Origin of the sequence: Nocardia sp. NPDC019219, assembly GCF_040632645.1 — a bacterium.
In the GTDB taxonomy this organism is placed as follows: Bacteria; Actinomycetota; Actinomycetes; order Mycobacteriales; family Mycobacteriaceae; genus Nocardia; species Nocardia sputorum.
In genome coordinates this window covers 111963-138657 of the sequence record NZ_JBEYCG010000005.1, presented here as the reverse complement: position 1 = coordinate 138657, position 26695 = coordinate 111963, and the positions used below count along the sequence as shown (strand labels likewise).

Below are 26695 nucleotides of genomic sequence, written 5' to 3'. Positions count from 1 at the left end.
CAACAGCGTGTAGCCGCGGCCACTCACACTCGGTACCGGTTTCATAGCACCGAGCGTCTCTCTACAGGCGCCCTCCGCAGCGTGACGCGCCCGATCGACCGCTCGGAGATGATGTCGTCGGCGAGGGTCGAGCTCTCGCCGACATCTCAGTGCTTCGGCGCGGGGTTGATCGTGTCGCCGTCCCAGCTCAGATCCGATTCCTCGGCGATCTCGAAGGCCTCGAAACGATCGTCGGCCACAACCGCATCGATCAGAGCCCGTGAGCCGGCGACGATCGTGGAGTCGAAGTCGATCTCGCTGGCCACGACCCATGCGTGGTCGGCGGGCCAGAGCAGCTGGGGTGTCACTCCGGGGAAGTCGGTCGTCCATCCCAGGCCCGCCGCATGCACCCAGCTGGGATCGGCGAGTTCGGCGAGACTGGTGTCGAACAGCAGGAAGTCGCGCCCCGGCCACCGCAGGAAAGGCCCTGCCTCGACCGCCCGACTCACCTGCGGCGCAACAGAGGCAGCCAGCTCGGCGTCGATTCGAGCCCGCTCACGCTCGAGGTTCTGCGGATCGCCGTCGGTGGACGCGACGAACACCGCGCCCGAGGATGTGTTCAGCTCGCCGAATCCATTCCAAACTCCAGCCGTCACCTCTTCCGGTGCCTCGGTGGCTGCGCGAAGGTGGACAGTGAGCGCGGCCAGCAGGGATGGGTCGAACCATCCCTCGACGGTCTGGCCGACTGTCCAGCCGTCGTCGAACGACATCGCCGCTTCGTCCTCACCGTCGGTGAGGTTGCGCCACTGCACCAGCGGATGCATCACTCTGCCGTTGCGCATGGCGACCTCGGCCCACGGCCACATCGCCTCCGCCACGATCTCGGGATTTCCCCACTCGTCGGTGAGCGTGACGTCGCGGCGGGTCGCCTCGACCGGGTGCAGGATCCGCGCATAAGCCTCGAAGCCGGTACCGGCGACGCCGCCGACCCCGTGTTCGCCGACGCGCGCCAGCAGCCACCCACCACGCTCGACATCCGTTATGAACTCCACCCAGCCAGCCTAGTGAGCCGCGCCTGTCGGGCAGCTCTGTCTCCGTCGGGCTGCGGTAGCCGTTCGAGGATCGACCGCGTCTGCCGCGCGGTGCCGCACCGCCACCAGCAGCTGCACATGGGCTACGGGTTCATCGCCTCGCTACGCGTGAACCGAACCGCCGCGCGATCACCGCGTCCAGCGACCAGCGGCCGGGCCCGACCCACAGCAGGAAGATCAAACCGAGCAGCATCGCGAAATCGGTGCGCGCGTCGTGGGCCATCCCCCAGAAGCCCTGCACGCCACCGAAACCGCCCGGGCGCAGCTCACGCAATTTGGTCAGCACGATCGCCCCGCTGATGTCGATCAGCAGCGGCACCGCCGCCAGCCGGGTCAACAATCCGAGGACGATCAACGCGCCGCAGGCGATTTCGACGACACCGTCGAGATTGGCGAAAAACGTCGGCGCCGGTATCCCGAGCTTGTCGAACCGGCCCGGGCCCAGCGTGTCCGGGTAAAGAAACTTCTGGATCCCCTCGCTGAGGAACACCAGCCCCACCGCCACCCGGATACAGATCACCGCAGCCGGCCCGTCCGCGCCGAGCATCCGCGGCAACGACCCTGTTCCCGTCATCGGCCTTCGCCTCCCGATATCGTCACCCGATACGGCACCCGACCCTACTGGCGAGCGCGCCGCCGCGGACGGATCCCACGCCTGGACGCCACCCATGATCGACGGGCGCCCGATCCCTGTCACCAGCAGCATCGACGGCTGACCGATCGCCATCACCGCCAGCCGCACACTGCGAATATGGGATCTCACGACGATGACTGCCATCGCGGTGCTCGACTGCCCGTCCCGGGAATCGTTCGCTGCCGCCCCGAAAGCGGCGGTCATCGAACACACGCGCACGACCTGCATCGCACCGGAGCGAAAGGACACTCAGTGACTCTCGCGCTGGGGTTCCGTACGATCGAACACTCGAATCGACCCCCTGATGCGAAGGGCACGGTGGAGCGCGGTGAACCAGTCGAGAGCGGATGTGTTCGACGAGAAGTTCGGCGAGTTCCAGCGGTGGCAAGCCAGCCCGTGGGGCCGACTGCGATACACCACCGCAGCCGTGAACCTCACTGCTCATCTACCCGCTGGCCCGCTGACCATCTTGGATGTGGGCGGTGGTAACGGGCTTGACGCGCTCGAACTCGCCGCACGGGGCCATCACGTCACGATCGCCGACATCTCCGATCAGTCCCTCGCCGAGGCGCGCGCCGCGGCCGCACAACGCGGCCTGGAAGACCGTGTTTCTACCCGGCACGCGAGCCTCGATACCCTCGGTGCCGAGTTCGGTCGCGACTGTTTCGACGTTCTGCTGTGCCACAACGTAATCCAGTACCTACCCGACCCGGCCGGAGTGATCGCAGCACTGGCGGTGCCGCTGCGGGCAAGCGGCGTGCTGTCGGTGATCGCGCCCAACGCCGACGCCGACCCGGTGCTGACCGCAGTGCGGGGCCTGGACCCGGACCGGGCATTGCGAATGCTGGACACTGCCTCCCGCTACAGCGTCGCCTACGAAACCACCACCCGCGCCTGCTACCCCGACCACGTCAAAGCCGAACTGGCAGCTGCCGGATTCGAGGTCATTGCTCATCTTGGCATCCGGACCGTTTGCGACTACATCCTCGATGACGAACGCAAATCCGATCCCGAGTTCTACCGCCAGCTCGAACGCCTCGAATTGGTGCTGGCCGCCCGCACGCCCTACATCCATCTGGCCAGGTTCTTCCACTTCATCGCCAAGCGGTCATCCCCACGGTGAGGGGCCGAGCCGGTATCCGGACGATCACCCGCTGGTGACGTCGGGCGGTGCCACACGCTCCGGTGTGCTGTTACAGCGGGAGCATGGCACCGGGCGCCCTACCCCGACGATCTGGCCGACATCGGCCAAGGTTGTGTCTCCCAATGACTTGAGCCATTCGATGATCAGGGCCAGGACGACTCCGGCGCGGTAGGTGATGGCCAACTTGTCATAGCGGGTGGCCACGGCACGCCAGTGCTTGGCCTTGTTGAAGGCACGTTCGATGACGTTGCGACGCTTATAAGTTTCCCGATCCAAATCAGGTGCCCGCCCACCACGGCGACCTCTGCGTTTGCGGTGAGCGAGCTGGTCGGATCGTTCGGGAATGACGGTGCGGATACGTTTGCGCCGCAGCAAGGCGCGGTTGGGGCCGAGGAGTACGCCTTGTCGGCGATCATTGCCTGCGGTTGCGGTTGCGCCGTGGTGGGCCGCCGTCGAGGCGGGGCACCGCGACCGCCTCCAATAACGGCGCGAGCATCGGTGCATCGCCGGCCTGGCCGGTTGTGAGCAGCACCGCCAGGCCACGGCCGTGACCGTCGGCGACCAGATGGACTTTGGTCGTTCCACCACCGCGTGAGCGCCCGATAGCGTGGTCAGCAGGTTCATAACCCTGACACCGAGTCGTGTCTGGCGCCCGCGCCGTGCTGGTGCACCCGCACGATCGTGGAGTCGATCGAGGCCACCCAGTCCCACCCCACAGCATCTCCACACAACACCCACGGAGCCCCCCAACGACCGCGAGCTATCGTGAGTCGTCATGATCAAGATCCGCCCAATCCCCGCGGCGCTTCTCTATATCTTCGGCTCAATCCTCCTCGGCCCCACCATCTTCCTGGCCGGCTTCCTCATCACCCCCGCAAACGGCGACTTCTGCGACGTAGGAGTCCATGGCTCCCGTGAACAACGCGACCGCGATTACACCCTGATCGACACAATCCAAACCACCGGCGCAATGGTCATGCTCCTGCTCGGCGCGCTCGCGCTCGCCTACCTGTGGCTCAACCGCCGAAGAGTAGGCCCGCTCCCCGTGGCAGTGCTCAGCGCCGGGATCCTGATCATCGCCTCGGGCTACGTCCTGATCCTGAGCGCCGCGCAATACGGACACCCGACCTGCTGACCGCAGTGCACCCTCGACTCGAACCCCCGGAAAAGGTCGCGGCGATCACCCTTCCCTCGTCGTCGCATGGCTCAAATCATTGGGAGACAGGACCTAGCGCGTTCACCTGATAGGACGGCGGCACTCGCGAAATCCATCGGTTCCGGCGAGAATCGTTCCATCGCACCTTTCCTGCCCGTCCGGCTTGCGACGGCGACAGTTTGCTCGCCGATCGGACGAAGGTCACTCGGCACCACGCAGGCTCCGATACGAGCGTCGATCCTCGATGGCAGGATGCGGGTGTGGGTGACCATTTCGAACGAATCATCGATCTCGACGTAGCCTCGGCCGACGCGAGCGCACTGGCCGAGCACGTGGTGGATTGGATGGTGTCGCGGCGATGGCTGCTTCGGCAGACTTCACGCGAGGCGATGTACAGCCTCCAGGTCGACGAAGGCTATGTGCCAGGCCCCGACTGGCCGCGGATCACCCAGGAATGGGGCGCCGACTGGATCCCCGGCCCCGTCGCCGTCATCGTCGGCCGCCACGACCACTATCCCGCGCAAGGCGGCATCGAACCTGCCTCCGCGGTATGCCCGCGCTGCCAGGCCACCACCGTGATCATCGACTACCCGCACCGATGGGAGGCCGATCCCGCTGTCTGGCAGCCGTTCTCGGAAGCGATCGACGCCTGGAAGCAGACAGGCACCGGCGCAGCAATCTGCCCCACCTGCACCACACCGAGCCCCATCACCACCTGGCAATGGGCAGACGGCTTCGCCTTGGGTGCCCTCGCCTTCGACTTCTGGGGTTGGCCGCCCCTCACCGATGCCTTCGTCACCGATTTCGCCGCCCGACTCGGGCACCGAATCGAACACCACACCGGCAAGTTCTGAACCGAGGCTTCCGACAATCGAGCAGGCACTCCCCCATTCAATTCGTCCAGAATCGCGTTGATCGGCCGGCGTAGATAGCGAGGTCAGGGAAATTCGGCATGTGGGCTCCCCTGATCGAGAAGGTCGTCCTCGGGCGGCGGCGTGCTTCGGGTGCCAGGATGACGCGATGAGCAGCGTGTCGAGACAACCGGTCAGCGAGGAAACCGTTTATCTGTTCATGGATTACGGGCAGTTCCGCATCGACGGCGGCGTCGAGAGTCCGGTCGAGGAGCTCGAACTCCTCGACCGCGCGCTGGCGGCGCATCCGTTCGCCTCCGATGGGCTGGCGGTGGCGGTGTTGAGTCCGCACCAGAACAACTTTCATATGCCGGTGACGGTTCAGGTGTGGAACGAGCGGCCGCCCGGCGATCGTGCCGAGTGGCAGCAGGTGTGTGAGACGAAGTTGCGAGTCGGACCGGAGGGCATACTGTGCCTGTCGTCGCCGACCGACGGCGCGGTCGACTGCCCGGTTCCCGAGGGCCGGTATCTGATCGAGATCAGCGGCCGTGGATTCGTCAACTACGGCTGGCCTGGGTCGACCGAACCCGGCGATGTATGGCGTATCCGGCTCTGGCCGGACGACGGCAGTGAACCGCTACCGGCTGTGCAGTGGGACATGCCCGGATATGGTGTGCCTGAGAATATTCCACTTCCCGATGTCACCGCACCGGTCGACGACGCGGAGGAATGGATCGTCGTAGTCGACGACAAAGGGTCTCGCCGCCAGCACATCGATGAACTGCAAGAACAAGCGGCCGCTTTCCAGAGGCGGCGCTGGGGCGGGGACCCCATACCCCGGCTCGAAGATCACCCCGGCGCGGAAGACCTCGCACGCCGTGACCGCGAGATCGCCGAGGCGATCGCCACAATGGGTGATCCCGAGTTGCGGCGATTGGCGCGCTGGTCGGCGACCCAAGCCTGCGCGAAAGCCGGGCTCACCGACCGGCCGTGGGTGCGGCCCGCCTTGGCGGCGCTGCGGGACGGTCGACCGCTGCCGCCCCCGTTCGATGACGTGGACGCGGCCATGACCCGGCTGCACGACGAGGACTTCGGTCCACCGGACGGACACGTCGGCACCATCGAAGCAACGATCGTCCCCGGCTCCGCCGCTGCGGCGGCGAACCCCTTTGATCTGGGCCCGATCCACCGCCCGTCCTTCGCGCTGCCGACCATCATCGACGCCTACCAACCCGACGCCCTCGATGCCGCGATGACGACCCTGTACGCCACCGGATTGGTCTTCGGCCGCGAGGTGGACACACTGTTCGCCGCGGTCAGAGCCGAATTCGGGATCGGCTGAGCCGAAAGGCGGGGACGACCGCCAGGTCGGCGGCGACAAGGGCTACGACGGTGAAGGTCCCGTGCGTTCCGCCTGGGGAACGCTTGGGGTCGACAGCCTGATCAGCACCGAATTCGAAGGCCGGGCCCGCGACGCCAACGGCCAGTGGTGCGACAAAGGCGGCCACCCACCAACCACGACGGCGACGCCAACCCCGGCAACTGAGCCGCAATCTGCGCTGCGACGGCCGCTTCCTCGCCACGGGCTATGACCACACTGTCCGACTGTGGAGCACGAACACCGGTCAGCCCCTACCGAGACCGGGGCGAGCCGCGAAGAGCCCTTCGGCACTCCGGAATGTGCACTGACTACAAATACAACAGCCCCATCCGCCGAACCTCGACCGTCCGCACGCATCAGGTGCCTTCGTTACGCTCCCGGTCATGGCCATGGGCGAGTTCTCCGCGTTGACCGGACTCGAGATCGAACAGATCTGGATCTGGAACTCGTATCTGCGCCTCGTCTTCGATCTCGGAACACCCGACCAGCCCGGAGTTTACGTCGACCTGACCGACTTCTGGTTCAAAGACGCGGCGAACAAGAACTGGGAAGTCCGGGTCGAGGACGATCCGCTCACAGCAGGCCCGGTCCTGGGCCTGCTGAACCATCGGGTGACCACCGCGCAGGTCCGCAACTGGGAACTCACCCTCACCTTCGACACCAGCGCACACATCGTCTGCCCTCCACAAGCACCCCACGAAGCCTGGGCAGCCTGCCTTCCCGGCGAACGCTGGTACTGCCCGCCCGGCGGACCTGAAACCGACTGGCCCCACCCCTGAAACCCACCCCCGATCGACCAACCACCCGATACTCAGCCACCATCGACAACGGCCCCGCGACCGGAACCAACCCGGTCCATCCACATGGCAAACCGGTGGTCCCTTCAGCGGGACTGTGGATCTAACGGTGTTTGCGGCCTGACGCGCTGAACGAACTTCAGCGGGAAGGTGCCGTGATGACGACACTTGATGCCGTGGCGAGGAAGAAGGCCGAGGCTTCGGCCGAGGAGCTGGCAGCGGCGGAGCTGGTGCGTATGGCCAAACAGCAGGGCTTGTCCCTGACCGGGCCGAACGGGCTGCTCAAGCAGTTCACCAAGACCGTCCTCGAGACGGCGTTGAACGAGGAGATGACCGAACACCTAGGGTTCGAGCCGAACCAGGCGCCTGCGGAGCGGGACTCGGCGAACGTGCGCAACGGGACCAGACCGAAGACGGTGCTGACCGAGACGACCGGGCCGGTGCCGATCGAGGTGCCTCGCGACCGCGACGGCAGTTTCGAACCTCAGATCGTCCGCAAGCGCCAGCGCCGGTTGAGCGGGGTGGATGAGATCGTGCTGTCGCTGTATGCCAAAGGCCTGACCACCGGGGAGATCTCGACGCATTTCGCCGAGATCTACGGCGCGTCGGTGTCGAAGGAGACCGTTTCTCGTATCACCGACAAGGTGGTCGCGGAAATGCAGGAATGGGCCAGTCGGCCGCTGGATGAAGTTTATGTGGCCGTCTTCATCGATGCGATCGTGGTGAAGGTCCGAGACGGTCAGGTCGCCAACCGGCCGATCTACGCCGCGATCGGAGTCAGCGTCACCGGTGAGAAGGACATCCTCGGGTTGTGGGCCGGCACCGGTGGCGAAGGCGCGAAGTTCTGGCTCAGCGTGCTCACCGACATCCGCAACCGCGGGGTCAAGGACGTGCTCTTCCTGGTCTGCGACGGGCTCAAAGGGCTGCCGGAGGTGGTGGGGAACGTGTGGCCGCTGGCCACGGTCCAGACCTGCATCATCCACTTGATCCGCAACACCTTCCGGCTGGCCGGACGCCAGCACTGGGACGCGCTGCGCCGGGATGTGAAACCGATCTACACCGCCGTCAACGCCACCGCGGCACGCGCGGCGCTGGACGAACTCACCGAGCGGTGGGGCACGAAATACGGTGCAATCGTGCGTCTGTGGGAGAACTCGTGGGAGGAGTTCATCCCGTTCCTCGACTACGACATCGAGATCCGACGTGTCATCTGCAGCACCAACGCCATCGAATCCTTGAACGCCCGCTACCGGCGCGCGATCAAAGCCCGAGGCCACTTCCCGACCGAGCAAGCCGCGCTGAAGTGCCTGTATCTGGTCACCCGATCACTCGACCCGACCGGCGCCGGTCGGGCACGATGGACCATGCGCTGGAAACCCGCGGTCAACGCCTTCGCGATCACCTTCGCCGACCGCTGGCCCAACGCCCAAACCTACTGATAGAGATCGCCGCAAACACCGTTAGCGAGATAGACCCCCTTCAGCCTGGCAGGCGACAGCGACCAGCCGTTAGAGCTGGACCTTGTCGCGGGCCGGGCGCCGCGAGATGCCGAGTAGTTCGCGGTGTGCTGTCGGGCGCTGAAGCGGTGGCACCCTGCAGGTGTGCTCCGCTACGCGACAACCTTCTCGTCATCGTCAGCAGAGTCGTCGAGTCCACCCGGTTGACCACGTCTGCTACGGGGTGAGGCCACATTCGCAGGCACGGGCTACGACCAGTCGGCGGGTGCGGCCGCCGGGTGGGGTGATGCGCTGGAAGTGAGTCACTGTCCGGAGGGAACCGGGCACCTCACCTCGTCAGCGGCTTCGCCTGTGGGTGGGGATTTCGGCCAGGTCTGTGGCGCTGGTTATTTAGGTGATACTGGCGGTGTGAACGGGATGTGGGAGGCGTGGGGTCGGGTCGTGCTGGCCGCGGTCGCCGCGATACCGGTAGCCGGTCTCGTGGCCTGGTGGCTGGCTGGGCGGCGCGGGTGGCGGGCGGCGCTGTGCGATGTAGGGATCGTGACGGGTACCGCGCCGTGGTTGTGGATGATCCTCACGCCGAACGGAACGGGTCGTTCGCTGAATCTCGTGCCGCTGCGTGATCTGGCCGAGCAACTGGCCGACGACCGGGTAATCGAGCAGTTCGGCGGGAATCTGTTGGTCTTCGCCGCACTCGGCTTCCTGTTGCCGGTGCGCCGACCCTGGTTCACCCGCTCGTACCGCATCCTGTTGGTGGGAGCAGCAGCTTCGATCGCGGTGGAGACTGCACAGTTCGCCCTCGCTATCGGCCGTCACTCGTCCGTCGACGACGTGCTGTTCAACGCGGCCGGTGCATACCTGGCGGGCCAGCTCTCACGACATCTGTGGGCGTCGGGCGCCGTTACCGACCGGTCCGAGCCGGCATTGCCCGAAGATCCGACACCCGGCATCGTCTCCGAGCGAGACGGCGTCGGCCAGCCGGCCTTCCCCGAGTAGGGAGATCATCGAGAAGTGCGTGGCGGCCAGGTCGATGCCAGCCATCCCCCACGACCTGCCCCGATCGACAGATCCACACTCGAGACCGATCCCGCTGGATACACGGAAATCGGCATGAACGGAGATCCTGCCGCAGTCGATCTCGTGACGCACGGCCACCCGCCCATCGGCACTACCGCGTGTCTCGGCACGTGATAGCTGCTGGGGCCGAGTCCTTGACCTGCTCTCTGCCGTCGGCATTCATGAACATTTCCGACGAGGTGTAGGTCGCGACACGCCGCCAGGATTGGCGAACAACTGACGTCACAGTCGGATCTGGCCCACTTTTCGTGATGGGCGTGGCCTGAACTCGGAGCATGGTTGGGGTCTTGGGATCATGTCCGGCTGTGTGTTGATCATGGTGTGCAGTTGCTGCTGCCGCACCTGGCCGGGGTGGCGATCGAGAAGGTCGAAGAGGTCGGGGGCGTGGTGTACGTCCGCCCTGGCGGCGGCGGTGGCCTGCGTACGCTGTGGGTGCGACGCGGCCAGGGTGCACAGCCGATACGGGCGTTACGTGGCCGACGCGCCGGTGGGCGGACGGCGGTTGGCGATCCGGCTGCGGGTACGCCGGTGGTTCTGCGACGAACCGTCTTGTGGGGTCAGCACTTTCGTGGAACAGGTCGCGGGGGTGACGGTGCGGCTCGGGCGGCGAACACTACTGCTGCGGGCGATGCTGGAGGGTATCGCGGTCGCGCTGGCGGGGCGGGCCGGTGCGCGACTGGCCTCGCTGCCGCATGCGTCGGCAAGCCGGTCCACTCTGCTGCGCCTGCTCGCGGCGTTGCCGGATCCCGCGGCGGTAACGCCACGGGTGGTGGGGGTGGACGACTTCGCGTTGCGGCGCGGCCAGAACTACGGCACTGTGCTGATCGACTGCGAGACTGGTGCACCACTGGAGTTGTTGCCGGGCAGAGACGCTCAAACCCTGGCGAATTGGCTGGCCGCACACCCCGGGGTGGAGGTGGTATGCCCAGACCGCTCCGGGTCCTACGCCGAGGGAGCCCGTCTCGGCGCCCCCGACGCGATGCAGGTCGCGGATAGATTTCACCTCTGGCAGAACTTGGCCAAGGCCGTCGAGCGCTGCGTGGCTCGCCACCGTGACTGCCTTCGCGCTACCGAGCCTCAGCCGACCGACCAGCTGAGCCTGCGACCTCAGGACGAGGAGCCCGGCGGGCGGTTCGCGCAGCGCGCCCGGCGGCACCACGAGAAGGTGCATGATCTGCTCGCTTCGGGGCACAGCATCCGCGGTATCGCTCGCGGCCTGGGTTGGGGCAAGCGCACAGTGCAGCGCTACGCCCACCCTGCCACCTGGCAGGAGTTGGTCGATGGCAAATGAAAAGGCGCGCGTCCCAGCAAACTCGACCCGTTCAAGCCCTACCTGCATCAGCGCTGGAATCCGGCTGTTGCAACGCCTTACAGCTCCACCGTGAGATCACGAGGGCCGCGTCAATCACATCAAGAGGATCAAAAGGCAGATGTTCGGCCGGGCCGGACTTCCACTGCTACGCAAAACGCGTGCTCCTCACCGCCGCGCGACGATGATGTGAGGCCCGGGGGCCTCCTCAACTCTTGTCCAGCCAGGGGACTTCTGCCCCAGGCTCGAAAAGGGCGGCGTAGAGGGTCACTTCTTCACGTCCTCGAACCAAGGCGATGGGAACACAGGTTTCCAGATGATGGGCGGGTACCAGCGTGAACCCATGGGCGGTGACAACCGAAACGACAGCAGCCTCAGCCGGGCGCATTTGTGGCTGTCCGGAACCGATCAACGCAGTCTTGCCGCAACCGTCCGCCCCGAATGACAAGATCACAGCATAGGGCCCCACCATGGACAGCCTTACGCTCAGAAATTGCTGCTCACCCCGCACAACGAATGTGAAACAGACATCACAGTTGGTGTCAGTATCATCGATCACCGGACCGATCGCTGAGAGGTCTTTCAAAACGCCCCCGAAGGGCTGCTGGTCGGTAACGTCCCGGACGAAACGAAACTTGGGCGCAGCGAAGTCGCGATACGACTCCCGGAGCTGGTCTTCGTAGCTCGACACTGTCGTTTTCCCGCGGCGCTTGCCCACCAACAGACCCTAACGCCCTCCGCCGTCCCCCAACCACCCACCGCGCTCAGACCACGCCTCTCACGGAAAGTGGGCCAGATCCCACAGTTCGCGGACAGAGCCAGGGAGATCATGACGACAGGTGACATACCGCTGCATGTGGTGCCGGAGGAAGTGAAGGCGGTCGGCAGGTTCGCCTATGTCGTGGCCGAGCAGCTGAGGTCGGGCTCGGTGTCGTTGGACCGTGAAGTTCAGGCGCTGTTCGGTATCCTGGAAGGGCAGCGCCGCCGATGCGTACCGCGCCGGGTGGGACGACATGCAGGACGGTGGGACGCACTCACCGACTTCGCGGGGTGTCGGAGAACCGAACGATTCTCAGACTTACGAGGGTGCCACCGGCACTGCGACGGTCGGTGGCCAATCCTGCGGTTCGACATTGGCGGGCTTCTGGCCGAGGTCCTGATCCCAGTCGAACACCGGTGCCGGCGGCCCCCATTGTTTTGGGGCAACGAACGAAGCAGTCCCGCAGCGAGGGCGAGTAGAACCGCCGGCAGCAACTGGATCCGTCCCGTGCGGCGCCCGAGCGACGAGCGGAAGTCTTTGATCGACCACCATGTGCGCAACGCGGTCATTCTTGAACCTACCTGCGCGTCAATGGCGCTCACCCGCCCGAACATTGCTCAATTCTGCTCCATACGACGTCGCCTCAACCACAACGTCGGTCTACTACGCGTTTGTGAAGCGCAGGGCGGCAACGGTTCCACCCCCCTCGAGCAGCGATGCGCGGATCTGACGGTGAAGACCCTGGACATGCACGCCGCCTCCGGCGGCACCCACGGTTCGCCGCGGGTCACCGCCGAGCTTCGCGACCGAGGCAAGCCGGTCAGCGCAAACGGTCGTGTCATCATAGCGCTGATCGGGATTGAAGGATTCAGCACGCGCGTTCAGGATGCGGCGACTTGGTCGATCCGGGCGGATCGGCTCGTCATCCCAGAACTCGTCGGGATCGTCGTAGTGGTTGAAGAATCCGCCGGTCATCCGATCACCGCGGTGGCCATGGTTAGCGTCTGGGAGCGTTGACCTGGAGCCTCGCCCACGACCGACTCGTTTCGGTCGTGCACAGCGATCCGAGTTGCTTCCTGGGATGATCGGATCGGCAACACGGGCCGAATCACCTTATGCAACGTCTGTCAGCTCAGCCAGCGGTCGATCGGCCGACGTACCGACCCGAACGGTTCGCAGCTGGGGCACCGAAGCGAATTTCGTTGGGTCAGCACCCTGCATGTGCATCATGGTGTCGAGCGATCACCATCGGTCCAGATCTTGTATCGGGTCATGGGCGCCGACTATCTGGCCTATGATCGGACGGACTCGATCATGCGAGCTCTGGCTCGTCCCTATGTAGGGTTGGAACTGATGGTGAGTACCGAGCACTCACGGCCTGCTCGACGGCGACAAGCCAATGAGCGCGCAATATATCGTCAACTGCGCGAACAAGATACCGCATTCGGAGATGCAGTTGCATCTCCACATCGGTTGGTCGCAGTGGTCTTCGACAGTGAGCTATCGGAGACCGGGGACCTGACCAGGAAAATCCGAGTAGTGCTCCGGCTGGGAGATTTGCGAGGAGACCCGCCAGAATATCGCTGGCGTATACCACATCCACCGCAGCGTCCGCCGTTCGCTCTCGACATTCGAGTGCTGCCGAGTCCATTACCCTACCGTATCGATCAGGCAGAGGTATCGACCACCGTCGCGTGCACGACCGCCGTATTCGATCTGTCGAGCTGCATGGTCGGCGAAACCATCGAGTTGAATTTCTGCTACTCTCTCGAAAATTCGGTGGACACAACAAGTCGAGGCATCTTGTCGAGAAGGCACACGTTTGTGTGGACGTACACCTTCGTGTCTCACACCGATTACTTCGAGACCAAATTGAGCTTTCCGAGAGGCGCGAGCCTGAGCGTGGACAGCAATGAAACATCACTGCATGCGTTCGAGCGGACAGCGGAGATAGATGGGCGCGCCGTGTACTCGTATACGACCTGGGAGCCGAGGCAAGGGCAGACGATCAGTGGTTGCGTCACCTACCGGCTCTGGTCGTCTACAATCGAGCCGATCATCGCGATTTCCGGCGGCGCCGTCGTAGCATTTCCGGCGGCATTTGCCACAGATGTGCTTACCGGGGTGACAACGTTCGCACTCGCTGTCTTGGTAACAGGATTTGCCCAGCTCGCAATCGGGCGACTGAAGTAGGCCGCATACGCTATTTCAACCGACTCTGCAACGTTATGGGAGAACATGTCGCGATCTGGAGCTCGGATATTCGACTGGACCACGCTCCCCGCTGCCTATCCGGCGCAGTATGAGCGTCTCAATGAGAGCTACGGGCAGATTTACACCGCCGCGGCGGAACGACTGGTCACGGTTGCGCGAATCCGCCGAGGCAACACTGTGGTCGATGTGGGCGCAGGTAGTGGCTTCTCCACCGAGATCATCGCGCGAGCGATAGGACGGTCAGGAAGCTTATTAGCCGTCGACCCAAGCATTCCGATGCTTGATCGAGCACGCGAAAGAATCTACCCGTGCCCGATCATTTTTCGCGAGGGTCGAGCATCCGATGTCCATTCGATCGCCTACAGCAATGGATTCTCAGGTTGTGATGCAGTTCTGTCGAGTTTTACCTACTATTATACGTTTCACAACAGGCACTCACTACATCGCGCCGTACACGGCGTTTTGAAGCCGGGCGGGAAATGGGCCTTCAACCTCACCAAATATCTCGGCGCGTTGAAGATAGCAGGGAACATATACAATAGGTTCGGTGACGTCTACGTCGACCATCTGAAGTCTATCGCGGTACGCCACGGAATACGTCACGGTGACCAAAATGATGAGGAATTCGACCAGTTCGCCGATACAGATCGGGAAGTGTCAGAGCTGCGGGCCGCCGGCTTCACTGATATCGAGGTCGAGGCCTGGGCGCTACCGATGACACCTAGCGCGGCTTTTCTTCTCACGCTGGACGGATTCTATAGCCACGGATCGCGAGTCACCTTTCTTCCGGCCCTCATGGACGTTCCGATCGGCAAACGCATCGAGATCATGCGGGAGGCGCTGAGCGAATGCTCCGAAGAACTCGACTCCTATCCTCGACCACACATAGCGAATCTCGTTGCGATGCGGCCTTGATTCCAGGTGAAGTTCTAACGATGCTTTCTCTGTAACAGAACGAGTTGTACCACCTGGCAGGCGGGAGGCCAGCTGGTATCAGTGAAAAGTGACGTAGTGGCCCCGGCTGCGTGGTTCATCTCGACCGAGTTCGGGGGATGTGATCGTAGAGTCGTTGGGGTGACGGAGCCCGATTGGTATTGCGATGAGGTGATTCCCCGGCTGGTCGAGGTGGATGTCGTGATCGAGACGGACCAGGTTCTGGCCTTTCGGCCACCGAATCCCGGTTTCGGCGCCGAGCACGTGATCGTGGTGCCGAAGAAGCACGTTCGTTCCCTGCTGGAGCTGGATCCGGTCTTGGGAGCGCACTTGTTGGAGGTCGTCCAGGCCGTTGCTCAGCGGGTCGTCCATGAGCAAGGCGGTTGCCAGGTCCTGACGACTCTCGGCGACGAGCAGCACAACAGGCATCTTCATATGCATGTAGCTGCCGGAGCGGGCGTGGCCAGATTCGTGGCTCTCAGCAGGCCGCAGAGGTAAGCCCCGCTGGATTTCTGTAGCGGGCTATGGGCGGAACGCCGATCCACGGTATGGCGCGATCACATCGCGGGCGGTCATGCGGGATCGCCGGTCAACGCGGTGGGGGCCAGGGCCGCCCCGATCTCCCGGGCGACGCGGTGACCGGATTCGGCGGCGCCGTCGATGTAACCCGCCCAGCGGGTGGCGGTTTCGGTGCCCGCCCAGTGCAGCGGGCCGATCGCGGGGCGCAGGGCGTGCCCGAATCGGGTGAGGGTGCCCGGCGTGGTGAACGCGCCGTAGCAGCCGCGGCTGTATTCTTCTTCGGCCCAGTCCTTTTCGATGTAATCGATCGGTGTGCGGGCGCGCGGACCGAAGTAGCCCGCGAGGTCTTCGATCACCTGAGCGCGTCGGTCGGCGAGGTCCGATCGCGAGCCGACGTCGGCGTGGCGGCCTTCCAGGAAACCGACGAGCACGCCGGGTGATCCGCCGGGTGGAGTGTTGTCGAACACTGTCCCCAGCGGTCGATGGTCGCTGTTGGCCTGGCCGCTCCACCCGTCTGCTCGCCAGAACGGTTCGTCGTAGACGACGTTGATCTTGATGACCCGGCCCATCGGCATCCGCTGGACGAGCTGGTCGCGGTCGCCGGGCAGGCCAGGGGTGAAGCGGATGCGCGCGGCCAGCGGCGGCGGCACCGCGATCACCGCGCGACGCGCCCGCACGACGGTCCCGCCGCTTCGTACACGGACACCGGCATCGTCCCAGTCCACCTCCGTGACAGGATTGTCGAGAACCACCCGATCACCGAGCTGCTCGGCCACAGCCAGCGCGATCGCCTGCGTGCCACCGACCACCCGATCCTGCTGGGCTCCGCCCTTGACACCGATCATGGAGTCGAGCCCACCACCCGCACCGAAGTAGAAGCTCGCCCACAGCGCAGACATGTCCTCCGGTCCGGTGGAGAACACCGCCTCGGTGACCACCCGGAAGAACGCCCGCCCCTGCGCGGTGTGCGTGGCGCGGCGCAGCCAGGTGTCGAAAGTTTGCGAGTCCAGCGCTTCGGCTCGATCCGCCCGCCACGGCTCGGTCCGCGACACCTGCCGTCCGATGCGGTCCAGCCGCAGCTGCGCCTGGGCGATGTCGAGCAAGGCCAGCGGGTTCATCCGGGGAATTCGGCCGGTGTACTCCGAACGCGACGAGCCGAGTTCGGCGATATGGCGGCCGGCGGTATGCGTCGGATGAGTCTTCAAACCCAGCTCATCGATCAACGCCATCGCTTCATGCTGTGTCGGACCGACCCACTGCCCGCCGACCTCGATGGGCTCACCACCGGGCAACTCGGCGTTGAGCAGACGCCCGCCCACCCGGTCACGCGCTTCGAGCACCAGAACCTCGTGGCCGGTGCGCACCAGGTCGCGGGCGGCAACAAGGCCGGCTATGCCCGCGCCGACGATGACGACATCCACTGATTTACCCATCTCGATCCTTCAAGCTCATACGCTGTGCATCTAACATACATCGTGTATGTGATAAACGTACAGTATGGAGTCGCTGCGTGACAGGCACATCGAGAACACCCGCCGGACGCTGCTCGAGACCGCGGCCCGGCTGTTCGCCGAGCGGGAATACGCCGACCTGTCCGCCGAGGAGCTGGTGCGCGCCGCCGGGTTGACCCGAGGCGCGCTGTATCACCACTTCGACGGCAAGAAAGGACTGTTCGAAGCCGTCGTCGACGAGTTGGAAGACCGTGCGGCGCAACGCATCAGGGCTGCCATAGACTCCGCGACGGACCCCTTCGAACGCGTCGACCGCAGCCTGGAGGCTTTCCTCGACGTCTGCACGGAGCCCGACTACCGCCACATCGTGCTGCTGCAAGGCCCGATCGCGCTGGGCTGGCGCCGCTGGCGAGAAGTGGACCAGCGCCATCTCAGCAGCCTGGTGCTCGAAGGCGCCCGCAACCTGCTGGACGCCGGCCTCATCCAGCCCCATCCCCCGGAACTACTCGCCAGCGCCTTCTACGGCGCACTGACCGAGATGTCACTGATCATCGCGGAATCCGCCGACACCGAGAAAGGCCGCGCCGAGGCTGCCGCCTTGGCACGTGCACTCCTGAGCGGGCTCGCCGTCAACCGACGACAAGAATGACGATGCTCCGTCCACCGCAGTAACCGGCTCATCTCACCGTTCCAGAGCAGCCGACGACGACCACAGGCGGCGCAACGAAACGTCGACGACAATCCTCGACCGCGGCGACCGCCACGTCGAGCGCCGACACCGTCGGCAGGCTGCCCCGCCACAGGTCCCGATCGCTCATGTCGGCGATCAACCAGAGTGCCGACGACCTCGCCGATGCCGCCGCGATATCGCGCAGCGCCGACCGGCGGTCCAGCCATCCGCTGCCGGTCCACCTGCGGCAGCCAGGCACTGACCCACTGGTGCGTGAACCCGCTGCGCGGGGCGTGTGGGCGGATCAGTGCCCGGGCGCGGCCTGTAGTTCGGGCGCGGCGGCGGCCAGCAATGCGTCGCGGTCGCGGCTCAACGGAGGGTAGATACGCCGGGTGTTGATGGCGCACTTGGTGTTTTTGGCCTGCTCGCCGCACGCGACCACGTGGCGGTCCCAGCCCTCGGTATAGACGGCCCCTGCCGGTCCGAGATCGAGAACCGTGACGTACCAAGGGATCCGCAGCGGCTTCATGGGCTTGCCCAGAAGATCGCCGATGACGTTGTATCCCGCGTACCGGCCCATCGGGCGGCTGTGCTGGCAGGACATCACCGACATGTGCTCGTCGTCCATTTTCGCGGCAGCGACGTCACCGGCGGCGAATACCCCGGGTACACCGCAGACCCGCAGGTAATCGTCTACGGGGAGTCGGCCCAGCCGGTCACGATCGACCCCGAAATCCGCGGCGAGCGGGTTGGCCCGCATGCCTGCACACCAGACGACGGTGGCGGCGGGCACCACTTCGCCTGACGAGAGCGTCACGCTGCGCTCGTCGACGGCGACGACCCCGACGCCCAACTCGGTCTCGATCCCGGCGTAGGCCAGCGCCGCCTCGATGACCGGTCGCGCCGATACGCCCATGTCCGAGCCGACGAACGGGTTGCGGTCGATCAAGACCACCCGCGGTGCGACGGCACGCGCGGCGAAGGTGTCGGCGAGCATCGCGGGCAGCTCGGTCGCCTCCTCGATCCCCGTCAAACCTGCTCCGACGACGACTACTGTCGCGGCCGCCGGATCGGCGGGGCCCTCGGCAAGCCGGCGCAGGTGGGCTTGCACTCGGGTCGCTGCGTCATAGGTGTCGATGTCGAAACCGAACTCCCGCAGGCCAGGGATATCGGGCTTGACCACCTGGCTGCCCAACGCGAGCACCAGCCGGTCGTAGCCGTGAGCGCCCGCGGTGGATTCCACGGTCCGGGCCGCAGTATTGATCGCCGTCACTTCGCCGATGATGTGCTCGACTCCGACCGGATCGAGTAGAGCGCTCAGCGGGATGCGGGAGGTGCTCAGATCGGTTTCGTAGTCGCGCACGCGAATGTCGTGATAAGGCGTAGCACTGATCATCGTGATATCCACGGTTCCGAGCCCCACCCCGAGTTCGTCGAGCCGCCTGGCAGCCGCGAGCGCCGCCCACAGACCCGCGAACCCGGACCCGAGAACCACGACACGCGGAGCATCGGTCACTGCAAGGCGCCGCACGTCGTCATTCTACGACCGCAGCCGGACTGCGCGCTTCTTGATGATGCTGGTCAGGGCGCTTTCAGGCCCGGGCCACACCGCACGAGATCGCCGGAGCCGAGCCCTTTGTGCCTTGACAAGCAGCGCGACGGCCCGGCACCGGTCGCCGGGCCGTCCGCCGTTTTACTCCGTGCTCGGCCGCCGACCTGCGCCCTACACAGGGTTCAGCGGCGGCGAGGGCGGAAAAACGACCGGCAGTGCGGCCGGTGCCCGATGGAAAGGTCCCGGACGCCGGACGAGTTCTTCGACCGGCACCGCCGGCTCCAGATCCGGGAACGCGTCGAGCAGCAGGTCGTACGGTGTGCCATCGAGGTGAGTGATGCGGAGTGTGGAGTCGAGTCGGCTACAGCATCGCTGCCGGGATGACCGAGATCAGTCCGCCGTCGACGAGGATGTCCTGCCCGTTGATGTAGGACGCTTCGTCCGACGCGAGGAAGGCGACCGCCGCCGCGACGTCCTCCGGGGTTCCGACCCGGCCGGCGGCGACCGTGGTGGCGATCGCGGACTTGACCTCGGCGGATGCTTCGGCTTGGAAGGCCGGGGTGTCGATGTACCCAGGGCTCACGGAGTTGACGCGGATGCGCCGGGGCGTCAGATCGGCGGCGAAGGTGCGGGCCAGACTCTGCACCGCGGCTTTGCTCGCGGTGTACAGGGCTGCGGCGGGTGCGCCGCGGTACGCGGCAAAGGATGCGTTGATGACGATCGCCGCGCCGTCCGGCAGGAGGGGCAGCGTCTTCTGGATGGTGAAGAACGCGGCCTTGAGATTGGTGTCGAGGACTCGGTAGAACTCACCTTCGGTGACCTCGTCGAGGGTCTGGAACGCGCCGATGCCCGCGTTCGCGAACACCACGTCCAGCCGGCCGAACCGCTCGCGGACAGTTGTGGCCAAGGTTTCCAGATCGGTGAGATCGGCTGCGTCACCGGCAATTCCGAGTGCCCGATCGCCGAGTTCGCCGACCGCCGCGTCGAGCCGGGCCTTGTCGCGCCCGGTGACGATCACCCGCGCTCCTTCGGCGATGAGCCGATGCGCGGTGGCCAGGCCCATGCCGCTGGTGCCACCGGTGATGAGTGCGATCTTGCCGTGGTATCGGGAACTGTCGTGCGTCATGGCTCCAGCGTGCCGACGCTGCCCCGGAACAAACAGTGCGCATTTATGGTGGGTGTGGCACCACCACCTTGCGACGTCAGGCGGGCGAGGCGACGCGCAGGCGGTGCAGCCGCTCCAGGCGCTGCGCGGTGGCGGTCTCCGGCCGCGGGTTGTACAGCACCAGTTGCCATTCGGGATGGTCGGCGACCGTCAGCGTCGTCGCGTCGAAGAACAATTCACCGAGGTCGGGATGACGCAGTGCGTTCACCGCCTGCGCCGGCACTCCGACTTCCTGCCGCTCCCAGAGTTCGGCGAATTCCGCGCTCACCGACCGGAGATCGTCCACCACTTTGCGGAAATCGGCGTCACCAGGACAAATGGCTGCGCTTGCCCGATAAGCGGCAACGATGGCCGGTGCGTTCTCCGCCCATATCTCGTCCATGGCGCGATAACGCGGATTGGTGAAATAGGTGAGCAGGCAATTGTGTTCGCCGTCGCCGTAGCCGAACACCACCCGCGCGGTCTCGTTGAAGGTCAGTACATTCCAGTACCGGTCGCGCAGCACCGCTGGCCGCCCGTCCCAGGCATCGATCAACTGCTGCACCTCGGGCGTGACGGCTGTTCCCGGCGCGCACTCGAGAGGAGGCGGATTGAGTCCTGCCAGCAGGTACAGATGGATCCGTTCCGGTTCGCTCAGCAGCAGGACTCGGGCGATCGCATCGAGCACCTCGTCGGAGACGGTGATGACGCGCCCCTGCTCCAGCCAGGTGTACCAGGAGACGCCGACCCCGGCCAGCACGGCGACCTCTTCCCGTCGCAATCCAGGCGTGCGCCGCCGGCCCGTCGCCGGAATACCGACGTCCTCCGGACTCAGCCGCGCCCGCCTGGCGCGCAGAAAGTCACGTAACAACTCGCGGCGTCGCGGCACGGCTTCGCTGGTCATAAGCCACGGTAACAAGCGAACTGCCCGGGGCGGGGCTCCGGCCGTCGCACCGGTCACTGCCGGGCCGCATCGCGACCTCGGCGACGCTCACCGCGCGGCGTCGCTCGATAGGCGCAGTGCGTCCATGAGGGCGAAGTCGGCGTGCAACATGCCCGACGAGCCCTCGTCGCGGTGGGAGGATTCCGCCGCGACACCAGTCGACCGACACGCAACGGGCGCTGGGCGTCGAACGCGGGCGGGCGTCGAACGCGGCTCACAGCGGCGCCGACTGCCACCACTGGTCGAAGAGGTCCTGGCCGGTGTGGTGGTCCCAGGACACGTCCACGACGACCCACGCTCGCGCCGGGTCGTCGAAACCGGCCGTGAGCAGTCCGGTGTTTCCGCCCGGGTAGTGGCTCCAACGCACCCGCCCGGATCCGGACGACCTGCGCCAGGTGTCCTGGCGGGTGGTGTCGTTGTCGATGTCGGTCTCGAACGTCGAGTCCCGTCGCGGGTCACCGCGCCGGAAAGACCATACATACCAGTGGATGCCGTTGTCCTGGTGGCATTCGACCGCAGGAGCTCCGCCGTTGTTGACCACGTCGATATCGGTGCAGCGGGCGCCCTGATATCCGACGCCATCGGGTGTCGCCGGTAGCAGGCCGGGGAACAACGCGACGAGTTCGGCATTGCGCCCCCAGGCAGACGTGGTGACCGCCGTGGTGGTGCTCGCGGGCACCGTCGTGGCAGCGGGTGTGGTAGACGGACTCGCACTGTTGGGCGTCGCCACTCCGGGAACGGTCCCCGCCCGCAGGAGCAGCGCACCGGCGAGCGCGAGCAGCGGCACCAGCACGGCGGCCGCGATCACCAGTGCGCGTGGAGATTTCCGCGCCGCCGGTGCGGGCTGCGGGGGCACGGCAGGCTGTGGGCGCGGCGGCGCGAGCGCCGCTGCCGCAGCGGCGGCCAGTGCGCGGCAACTGTCGTAGCGGTCCGCGGGACGTTTCGCCATCGCGGTGGCGATCACGTCGTCCAGCGCGGCGGGCAGGGCCGGGTCGGTCGCCGAGGGCCGCGGTGGCGGTTCGGCCAGGTGCGCGCGCAGCACCGCCGCGGGTGTCGTGCGCGCGAACGGCATACTGCCGGTGAGCATCTGGTAGAACGTCGCGCCGAGGGCGTACACGTCGCAGCGATGGTCGAGCGGCTCGCCCCGGATCTGTTCGGGGGCCACGTACCCGAGCGTCGCGATCAGGGCTCCGGCGGCGGTCAGCCCACTGGTGTCGTCGCGGCTGCGCGCGATGCCGAAATCGGTGACGAAGACGTGGTCGCGCCCGTCGTCTCCGGCGGTGACCAGCAAGTTGGCCGGTTTGACGTCCCGGTGCAGCAGGCCGCGCCGATGAGCGGCGTCGAGTCCTGCGGCGGCTTGGGCGAGGATATCCACCGCCCGGCGCGGCGGCAGCGCACCCGCGTGGTGCCCGAGCAGCCGTGCCACATCCGAACCGGCCACGTACCGCATCGACATCCACAGCTGGTCGTCCTCGCTGCCGCGGTCGTAGATCTCCACGATGTTCGGATGATCCAGCCGCGCGGCCAGTTCGGCTTCGCGCCGGAACCGGGCGCGGAATTCGGCGTCGGCGCCGGCCGACGGGTCCAGCACCTTCAGCGCGACCGAACGCGGCAGCCGCGGATGACGCGCCAGATACACCGTCCCCATGCCACCCGTGCCGAGCGTGCGCTCGATCCGGTACCCGGCGAACACCGAGCCCGACCGCAGCTTCATGCCCATCCCGTCCCCGGCTCAGATCGGCGCACCGCTCCACCATCTGTCGTACACATCCTGGCCCCCGGCGCCGCCGGAGGCGCTGACGACGCAGAAGCTCCGGTGGTCGGTGAACGCCACGTCCAGCAGTCCGAAACCGGCCAGCCGGTCGGTGGCCCAGCGGACGGTGCCCGTGCCCGACGACCGGCTCCATGGTTGTTCGCGCAGGTCGGCGCGGCCGAGGGTATCGGAGGTATAGGTCAGCGGACGCCGGGACGGGTCGCAGCGAATATTGACGTTGATCCCCTCGTCGGTGGCGGCGGGACAGTGCAACCAGGCGCCGCGGTCGTCGTTGAGGGCGCAGCGCATGCCCTGGTAGCCCACGCCTTCGGGATCGGCGGGCAGCAGGTTCGGAAACGTCTCGACGATGTAGGCGGCGGGTCCCCAGGCCGATGCGGCCGCGGCGGTAGCGGGCGCAGTGGTGGTGGTGGGCTGCGACGCGGTGGACGTGGGCGCGGCGGTCGGATGCCCGCCGGATCGTTCGCCGGTGCGCAGCAGGATCACCGCCGAGGAGGCGACGACGACCAATGCCACCGCCCCAGCGAGCAACGCCGGCCGTCCGGTCCTCGCGCGCGGAGGCGGTGGGCGCAGGGCAGGAGCGGGCGGGACAGGCTGAGGCTCGAGCGCGCGGATCGCCGCGGCCGCGAGCTCCCCGCAGCTGTCGTACCTGGCGGCGGGATTCTTCGCCATGGCCCTGGCGACCACCTCGTCGACGGCCGGGGGCAGCGCCGGGTTCGCCCGTGACGGGCGCGGCGGCGGTTCGTACAAGTGCGCCTGCAGGCTTGCCGCTGGGGTACGGGGACCGAAAGGTACTGTGCCGGTCAGCATTTCGTACAGGGTGCAGCCGAGGGAGTAGACGTCGGCGCGATGGTCGAGCGGAGCGCCGGTCAGTTGTTCGGGCGCGGCGTAGGCCCAGCTGGCCAGCACCGATCCCGTGGTGGTCAGCGACGCGCTCGCGTCCAGCGATCGCGCGATACCGAAATCGGTGATGCGCACCGCGTCGGATCCGTCGTCGGCCGTCGACACCAGGATGTTCGCGGGCTTCACGTCGCGATGCAACAACCCCCCGCGATGTGCGGCGTCCAGCCCGCGAGCCGCGGCGGCGATGATCCGTACCGCGCGCCGAGCGGTCAGCACGGCCGGACCGCGGCGCACCAGCTCCGCGGCGTCCACGCCGTCGACGTACCGCATGGCGATCCACAGCACCTCGCCCTCGGCGCCCCGGTCGTAGATGGACACGACATTCGGATGCTCCAGCCGGGCCGCCAGTTCGGCCTCGCGCTCGAAGCGAGCCCGGAACTCAACGTCCGCACCCAGATCAGGATCGAGGATCTTCAGCGCGTCGCGCCGCGGCAACCGCGGATGCTCGGCCAGGTACACCGCGCCCATACCGCCCGCGCCGATCCGGCGCACGATGCGATAACCAGCGAAGACCTCACCCGGCTGCACAGACACGGCCCGTCCTCCTCCCTGACCGAGGAGGATACCGGTCGATCGCCCAGGTACCCAGCGAGCCCACTTCCACCGCGCACGCGCGGCCGAGGCCAGACCACGGATCACCGCGTCGAGCTCGAGCGCGCGTCGAGCGGCCGAAGACGGACGGAGCGACTTTCCCTGTGCAGCGACATCGGCCTCAGCACCGCCGCCATCCACCAACTCCAGCCCGCTCGCCGACCTCCGCCACCGGCCCACGTCCCCGGATCGGTACAGCTGTGCGCCGTCGCGGTCGAACGGGTTGGCACGAATCCGCCCGCCGTCCGTGCCGGCGCTCCGATGCACGCCGGCTGGGCCACCGGTGCGTGGCCGACGGCGACGCCATGCACGGCGCCGTGGTGGGAGTGCCGTTCATATGCTCGCCGACGCAGGCGGGGTGCACGGACGGGCGCGGCACGGGTGTACCGGACCCGGTATGCGGACTCGCCGCGGGCGATGCCGAGCCGGTGTCAGCGGCCGTGCAGCCAGCTCTCCTTCAGTTTCCAGTGGTTGTCCCACCACGCCTGTACGGCCGCGGGGTCGGCGTTCCACGGCGGCGGCGGAGCTTCGCCCGGGAAGAGGTAGGTGTCGTCCGGAACTGCGGCCGTGGTCGGGGACGGGCCGGGCGGTTCGGGCGAATACGTGGTGGTGGGCGGCCGGTGCCGCTCCGGTGGTGGTTGCGGCTCGAACTGCGGTGGGGCCGGAGGCGGCGGCGGCAGGGGTTCCGCGGCCGGCGATCGAGCCTGGTCGTCGACGGGGTACGGCGCAGGCGCAGGCGGCACGGGCGGTCCCGGATACGGCTCGGGAAGGGCAGCCGGGCCGGGCAGTACGGCGATCGGAGCCTGCTCGCCCGCGGCGACCGGCGGAGCCTCCGCCGGATTGGGGACGACGGGCTGCGCGGCGGAGATCGGCGCTTCCACGGGGCCGCGGCCCTCGACGTCGGCCGGGCGACCCTCCCGTGCCTGCGCGACCGCGATCGCGGCTCCGCCCAGCACTGCGGCCGCGGCCGCCCCGGCCAGGATCACGCGGCCCGGATGTCGGCGATCCGACGCCGCCGGTGCCGCCGATGCGCTCCGGAACGGAGCCGCGGCGACCAAGGCCGCGCCGTAGGCGGCAGCGTCCGCAGGGTCGGGCGCCACGATGACCGGTACGGCGAGCCCGCGCCGCACCGCGGCCACGACGTCCGGGTTTCCCGCCGAGGAGCCACAGAGAACCACAGCATCCGGCGACAGCTCGGCCGCCGCCAGCGCGGGACGGATCCGGCCGATCGCCAGCTCCGCGGTATCGGCGTCGACGACACCGGACGACCACGCGCCGGAGGTGCGGATCTGGTGGCGATCCGGGCCGGTGACGAGATAGGACGTGTGGTATCCGACGACCTCCAAGACCAGCAGGGTGTCGTACCGCGCCAAGCCCGGGAAGTCCTGCAGCAGCGCCAGCAGTGCCGTTTTCGTCGAGACGAGCGACGATGATCGCCACGACACCGATGACAGTTGCGAAACGATAGCTCGCCGCTCGGCCACCGTTCGGTAGGCCACGGCTACGTCGTCGATTTCGGCGTCGGTTCCGGCCTCGTCCGTCAACGCGTCGAGCGCGGCGGCCACCGCGGCGGCGGTCGAGCGCTCGACCGGCTGCGCGATGTCCCGCAGCACTTCCGGCCGGGTACCCCGTGGCGCCGTCGACGTGAGCATCACGCCACGCACCACGGCCTGTTCAGCTGATATTCCGACTGTGGCCCTCATGAGATCACCTCTGCTCGACCGGTCTCGGACGGGATTCGTCACCGCGGCCGCCGACGATCGGCCCGGGTTCGGATCCGGGTCACACGCTCGCCGAACGCCCGCCGCACGAGATGACGCTGTCGAAGACCACGAGGGCAAGCCCTGACCGGTAGGTGCGGGCGTGCTCCGAGGTACCTGGCCTCCTCGGCGCCGCTGGTAGATGCCACGTGTTAGCTAACGATCAGAATACGTCTGTTCCCGCGGTCCGGATACGGCTTCGATGCCGCGTCGGGCGGGATGCGGGAACAATCTCGACGAAGGACTCATCGCCACCGTGCGACGACCGGCGAAGGTCCCGGCGCCATCGGCTCCGACAATCTCGGCGACCTTCCGCGGTCGGCCGCGAATGCCCCGGAATCGGATGCCGCTGCTGTTACCCGGTCGACGCCGCGGTGTGGGCGGCGGCGAGCGGCCCAGACACCGGGACCGTGCCGCCGCTTTCGGGTCTGCGCGGTGGTGAGCGGTGTGCATTCGTCGGCCGGATCGTAGGTCCTGGAGGACCGGACCGGCCACCCCCGTGCCGGGGCTCCGGGCGGCCACACTGCACCCGGATGGTCCTTCCGGAAAGTTGCACCACTATGCCCGCGACTCCGGTGGGACTGTGGTCGGTGTCGCGGCTCCGCAGT

Annotated in this window: 25 protein-coding genes and 2 pseudogenes; 13 read left to right on the top strand and 14 right to left on the bottom strand. The window is 66.7% G+C overall.

The window, feature by feature from the left end:
* Positions 1-146: 146 nt before the first annotated feature.
* Complete coding sequence (locus ABZ552_RS12185) at positions 147-1031, bottom strand: hypothetical protein (RefSeq protein WP_281880614.1); 885 nt, start codon at positions 1029-1031, stop codon at positions 147-149.
* A 130-nt stretch (positions 1032-1161) separates the two neighbouring features.
* Complete coding sequence (locus ABZ552_RS12180) at positions 1162-1617, bottom strand: DoxX family protein (RefSeq protein ID WP_281880989.1); 456 nt, start codon at positions 1615-1617, stop codon at positions 1162-1164.
* A gap of 415 nt (positions 1618-2032) precedes the next feature.
* Between ABZ552_RS12180 and ABZ552_RS12175 the strand changes: the two genes are divergently transcribed.
* Positions 2033-2827: a methyltransferase domain-containing protein gene (locus ABZ552_RS12175; RefSeq protein WP_357436974.1), complete on the top strand. Its 795-nt coding sequence runs from the start codon at positions 2033-2035 to the stop codon at positions 2825-2827.
* Between the two features lie 24 nt (positions 2828-2851).
* Here the strand turns inward: ABZ552_RS12175 and ABZ552_RS12170 are convergent, their stop codons facing one another.
* Together ABZ552_RS12170 and ABZ552_RS12165 are read right to left on the bottom strand one after the other, a co-directional pair.
* Complete coding sequence (locus ABZ552_RS12170) at positions 2852-3352, bottom strand: transposase (protein ID WP_357436971.1); 501 nt, start codon at positions 3350-3352, stop codon at positions 2852-2854.
* A gap of 40 nt (positions 3353-3392) precedes the next feature.
* Positions 3393-3555, bottom strand: a pseudogene (locus ABZ552_RS12165) (IS5/IS1182 family transposase); the annotation flags it as partial.
* A gap of 68 nt (positions 3556-3623) precedes the next feature.
* Between ABZ552_RS12165 and ABZ552_RS12160 the strand changes: the two are divergent.
* The 7 genes from ABZ552_RS12160 to ABZ552_RS12130 all read left to right on the top strand — a co-directional run bounded on the left by ABZ552_RS12160 (position 3624) and on the right by ABZ552_RS12130 (position 10858).
* Positions 3624-3983 carry a hypothetical protein gene (locus ABZ552_RS12160; RefSeq protein WP_281918634.1) on the top strand — a complete coding sequence of 120 codons (360 nt, stop codon included), beginning with the start codon at positions 3624-3626 and terminating at the stop codon, positions 3981-3983.
* A gap of 281 nt (positions 3984-4264) precedes the next feature.
* A complete protein-coding gene (locus ABZ552_RS12155) occupies positions 4265-4858 on the top strand; it encodes a hypothetical protein (protein ID WP_357436967.1) in 594 nt (197 codons plus the stop codon).
* Between the two features lie 166 nt (positions 4859-5024).
* Complete coding sequence (locus ABZ552_RS12150) at positions 5025-6197, top strand: hypothetical protein (RefSeq protein ID WP_357436964.1); 1173 nt, start codon at positions 5025-5027, stop codon at positions 6195-6197.
* A gap of 422 nt (positions 6198-6619) precedes the next feature.
* Positions 6620-7015 (top strand): DUF6188 family protein, encoded by a 396-nt coding sequence (locus tag ABZ552_RS12145; protein ID WP_281880620.1) that lies wholly within the window; start codon positions 6620-6622, stop codon positions 7013-7015.
* Positions 7016-7188: 173 nt separating this feature from the next.
* Positions 7189-8472, top strand: coding sequence for an IS256 family transposase (locus tag ABZ552_RS12140; RefSeq protein ID WP_357436960.1), 1284 nt, complete (start codon positions 7189-7191; stop codon positions 8470-8472).
* A 435-nt stretch (positions 8473-8907) separates the two neighbouring features.
* Positions 8908-9486 (top strand): VanZ family protein, encoded by a 579-nt coding sequence (locus ABZ552_RS12135; protein ID WP_357437224.1) that lies wholly within the window; start codon positions 8908-8910, stop codon positions 9484-9486.
* A 376-nt stretch (positions 9487-9862) separates the two neighbouring features.
* Entirely contained in the window at positions 9863-10858 is a 996-nt protein-coding gene (locus ABZ552_RS12130) for an ISL3 family transposase (protein WP_357436957.1), read from the top strand.
* A gap of 226 nt (positions 10859-11084) precedes the next feature.
* Here the strand turns inward: ABZ552_RS12130 and ABZ552_RS12125 are convergent, their stop codons facing one another.
* Positions 11085-11594, bottom strand: coding sequence for a hypothetical protein (locus ABZ552_RS12125; RefSeq protein WP_357436954.1), 510 nt, complete (start codon positions 11592-11594; stop codon positions 11085-11087).
* 111 nt (positions 11595-11705) lie between these two features.
* Between ABZ552_RS12125 and ABZ552_RS12120 the strand changes: the two genes are divergently transcribed.
* From ABZ552_RS12120 to ABZ552_RS12105, 4 genes are all read left to right on the top strand, one after another.
* A complete protein-coding gene (locus tag ABZ552_RS12120) occupies positions 11706-12653 on the top strand; it encodes a hypothetical protein (protein WP_357436951.1) in 948 nt (315 codons plus the stop codon).
* Between the two features lie 255 nt (positions 12654-12908).
* Positions 12909-13829, top strand: coding sequence for a hypothetical protein (locus tag ABZ552_RS12115; RefSeq protein ID WP_357436948.1), 921 nt, complete (start codon positions 12909-12911; stop codon positions 13827-13829).
* A 45-nt stretch (positions 13830-13874) separates the two neighbouring features.
* Positions 13875-14765: a class I SAM-dependent methyltransferase gene (locus ABZ552_RS12110; RefSeq protein ID WP_281880627.1), complete on the top strand. Its 891-nt coding sequence runs from the start codon at positions 13875-13877 to the stop codon at positions 14763-14765.
* A 159-nt stretch (positions 14766-14924) separates the two neighbouring features.
* Complete coding sequence (locus ABZ552_RS12105; RefSeq protein WP_281918643.1) at positions 14925-15281, top strand: HIT domain-containing protein; 357 nt, start codon at positions 14925-14927, stop codon at positions 15279-15281.
* 74 nt (positions 15282-15355) lie between these two features.
* Here the strand turns inward: ABZ552_RS12105 and ABZ552_RS12100 are convergent, their stop codons facing one another.
* Positions 15356-16735 (bottom strand): flavin monoamine oxidase family protein, encoded by a 1380-nt coding sequence (locus ABZ552_RS12100; RefSeq protein WP_357436943.1) that lies wholly within the window; start codon positions 16733-16735, stop codon positions 15356-15358.
* A 64-nt stretch (positions 16736-16799) separates the two neighbouring features.
* On the opposite strand from ABZ552_RS12100, the gene ABZ552_RS12095 reads away from it, so the two are divergent.
* Positions 16800-17402, top strand: a complete 603-nt coding sequence (locus ABZ552_RS12095; RefSeq protein WP_281880631.1) for a TetR/AcrR family transcriptional regulator — start codon at positions 16800-16802, stop codon at positions 17400-17402.
* A gap of 28 nt (positions 17403-17430) precedes the next feature.
* On the opposite strand, the gene ABZ552_RS12090 is transcribed toward ABZ552_RS12095, so the two are convergent.
* The 8 genes and pseudogenes from ABZ552_RS12090 to ABZ552_RS12055 all read right to left on the bottom strand — a co-directional run bounded on the left by ABZ552_RS12090 (position 17431) and on the right by ABZ552_RS12055 (position 26030).
* Complete coding sequence (locus ABZ552_RS12090; RefSeq protein ID WP_281880632.1) at positions 17431-17571, bottom strand: hypothetical protein; 141 nt, start codon at positions 17569-17571, stop codon at positions 17431-17433.
* A 156-nt stretch (positions 17572-17727) separates the two neighbouring features.
* Entirely contained in the window at positions 17728-18939 is a 1212-nt protein-coding gene (locus ABZ552_RS12085; protein WP_281919602.1) for an FAD-dependent oxidoreductase, read from the bottom strand.
* A 207-nt stretch (positions 18940-19146) separates the two neighbouring features.
* Positions 19147-19287, bottom strand: a pseudogene (locus ABZ552_RS12080) (cytochrome P450); the annotation flags it as partial.
* A 49-nt stretch (positions 19288-19336) separates the two neighbouring features.
* A complete protein-coding gene (locus ABZ552_RS12075) occupies positions 19337-20101 on the bottom strand; it encodes a glucose 1-dehydrogenase (protein ID WP_281880633.1) in 765 nt (254 codons plus the stop codon).
* A 76-nt stretch (positions 20102-20177) separates the two neighbouring features.
* A complete protein-coding gene (locus ABZ552_RS12070; protein WP_281880635.1) occupies positions 20178-21023 on the bottom strand; it encodes a helix-turn-helix transcriptional regulator in 846 nt (281 codons plus the stop codon).
* 253 nt (positions 21024-21276) lie between these two features.
* Positions 21277-22776 (bottom strand): serine/threonine-protein kinase, encoded by a 1500-nt coding sequence (locus ABZ552_RS12065; protein WP_281880636.1) that lies wholly within the window; start codon positions 22774-22776, stop codon positions 21277-21279.
* Between the two features lie 18 nt (positions 22777-22794).
* A complete protein-coding gene (locus ABZ552_RS12060; protein ID WP_281880637.1) occupies positions 22795-24270 on the bottom strand; it encodes a serine/threonine-protein kinase in 1476 nt (491 codons plus the stop codon).
* 488 nt (positions 24271-24758) lie between these two features.
* Positions 24759-26030: a hypothetical protein gene (locus ABZ552_RS12055; RefSeq protein WP_281880638.1), complete on the bottom strand. Its 1272-nt coding sequence runs from the start codon at positions 26028-26030 to the stop codon at positions 24759-24761.
* Positions 26031-26695 lie beyond the last annotated feature (665 nt).

Bases quoted from the DNA above. Each gene is read 5' to 3' on its own strand.
- ABZ552_RS12115 (WP_357436948.1), top strand. From the start codon at position 12,909: ATGGGCGCCGACTATCTGGCCTATGATCGGACGGACTCGATCATGCGA.
- ABZ552_RS12075 (WP_281880633.1), bottom strand. From the start codon at position 20,101: ATGACGCACGACAGTTCCCGATACCACGGCAAGATCGCACTCATCACC.
- ABZ552_RS12160 (WP_281918634.1), top strand. From the start codon at position 3,624: ATGATCAAGATCCGCCCAATCCCCGCGGCGCTTCTCTATATCTTCGGC.
- ABZ552_RS12095 (WP_281880631.1), top strand. From the start codon at position 16,800: ATGGAGTCGCTGCGTGACAGGCACATCGAGAACACCCGCCGGACGCTG.
- ABZ552_RS12170 (WP_357436971.1), bottom strand. From the start codon at position 3,352: ATGCACCGATGCTCGCGCCGTTATTGGAGGCGGTCGCGGTGCCCCGCC.
- ABZ552_RS12120 (WP_357436951.1), top strand. From the start codon at position 11,706: ATGACGACAGGTGACATACCGCTGCATGTGGTGCCGGAGGAAGTGAAG.
- ABZ552_RS12150 (WP_357436964.1), top strand. From the start codon at position 5,025: ATGAGCAGCGTGTCGAGACAACCGGTCAGCGAGGAAACCGTTTATCTG.
- ABZ552_RS12090 (WP_281880632.1), bottom strand. From the start codon at position 17,571: ATGAGCGATCGGGACCTGTGGCGGGGCAGCCTGCCGACGGTGTCGGCG.
- ABZ552_RS12065 (WP_281880636.1), bottom strand. From the start codon at position 22,776: ATGAAGCTGCGGTCGGGCTCGGTGTTCGCCGGGTACCGGATCGAGCGC.
- ABZ552_RS12145 (WP_281880620.1), top strand. From the start codon at position 6,620: ATGGCCATGGGCGAGTTCTCCGCGTTGACCGGACTCGAGATCGAACAG.
- ABZ552_RS12100 (WP_357436943.1), bottom strand. From the start codon at position 16,735: ATGGGTAAATCAGTGGATGTCGTCATCGTCGGCGCGGGCATAGCCGGC.
- ABZ552_RS12070 (WP_281880635.1), bottom strand. From the start codon at position 21,023: ATGACCAGCGAAGCCGTGCCGCGACGCCGCGAGTTGTTACGTGACTTT.
- ABZ552_RS12110 (WP_281880627.1), top strand. From the start codon at position 13,875: ATGTCGCGATCTGGAGCTCGGATATTCGACTGGACCACGCTCCCCGCT.
- ABZ552_RS12135 (WP_357437224.1), top strand. From the start codon at position 8,908: ATGTGGGAGGCGTGGGGTCGGGTCGTGCTGGCCGCGGTCGCCGCGATA.
- ABZ552_RS12130 (WP_357436957.1), top strand. From the start codon at position 9,863: ATGTCCGGCTGTGTGTTGATCATGGTGTGCAGTTGCTGCTGCCGCACC.
- ABZ552_RS12180 (WP_281880989.1), bottom strand. From the start codon at position 1,617: ATGCTCGGCGCGGACGGGCCGGCTGCGGTGATCTGTATCCGGGTGGCG.
- ABZ552_RS12055 (WP_281880638.1), bottom strand. From the start codon at position 26,030: ATGAGGGCCACAGTCGGAATATCAGCTGAACAGGCCGTGGTGCGTGGC.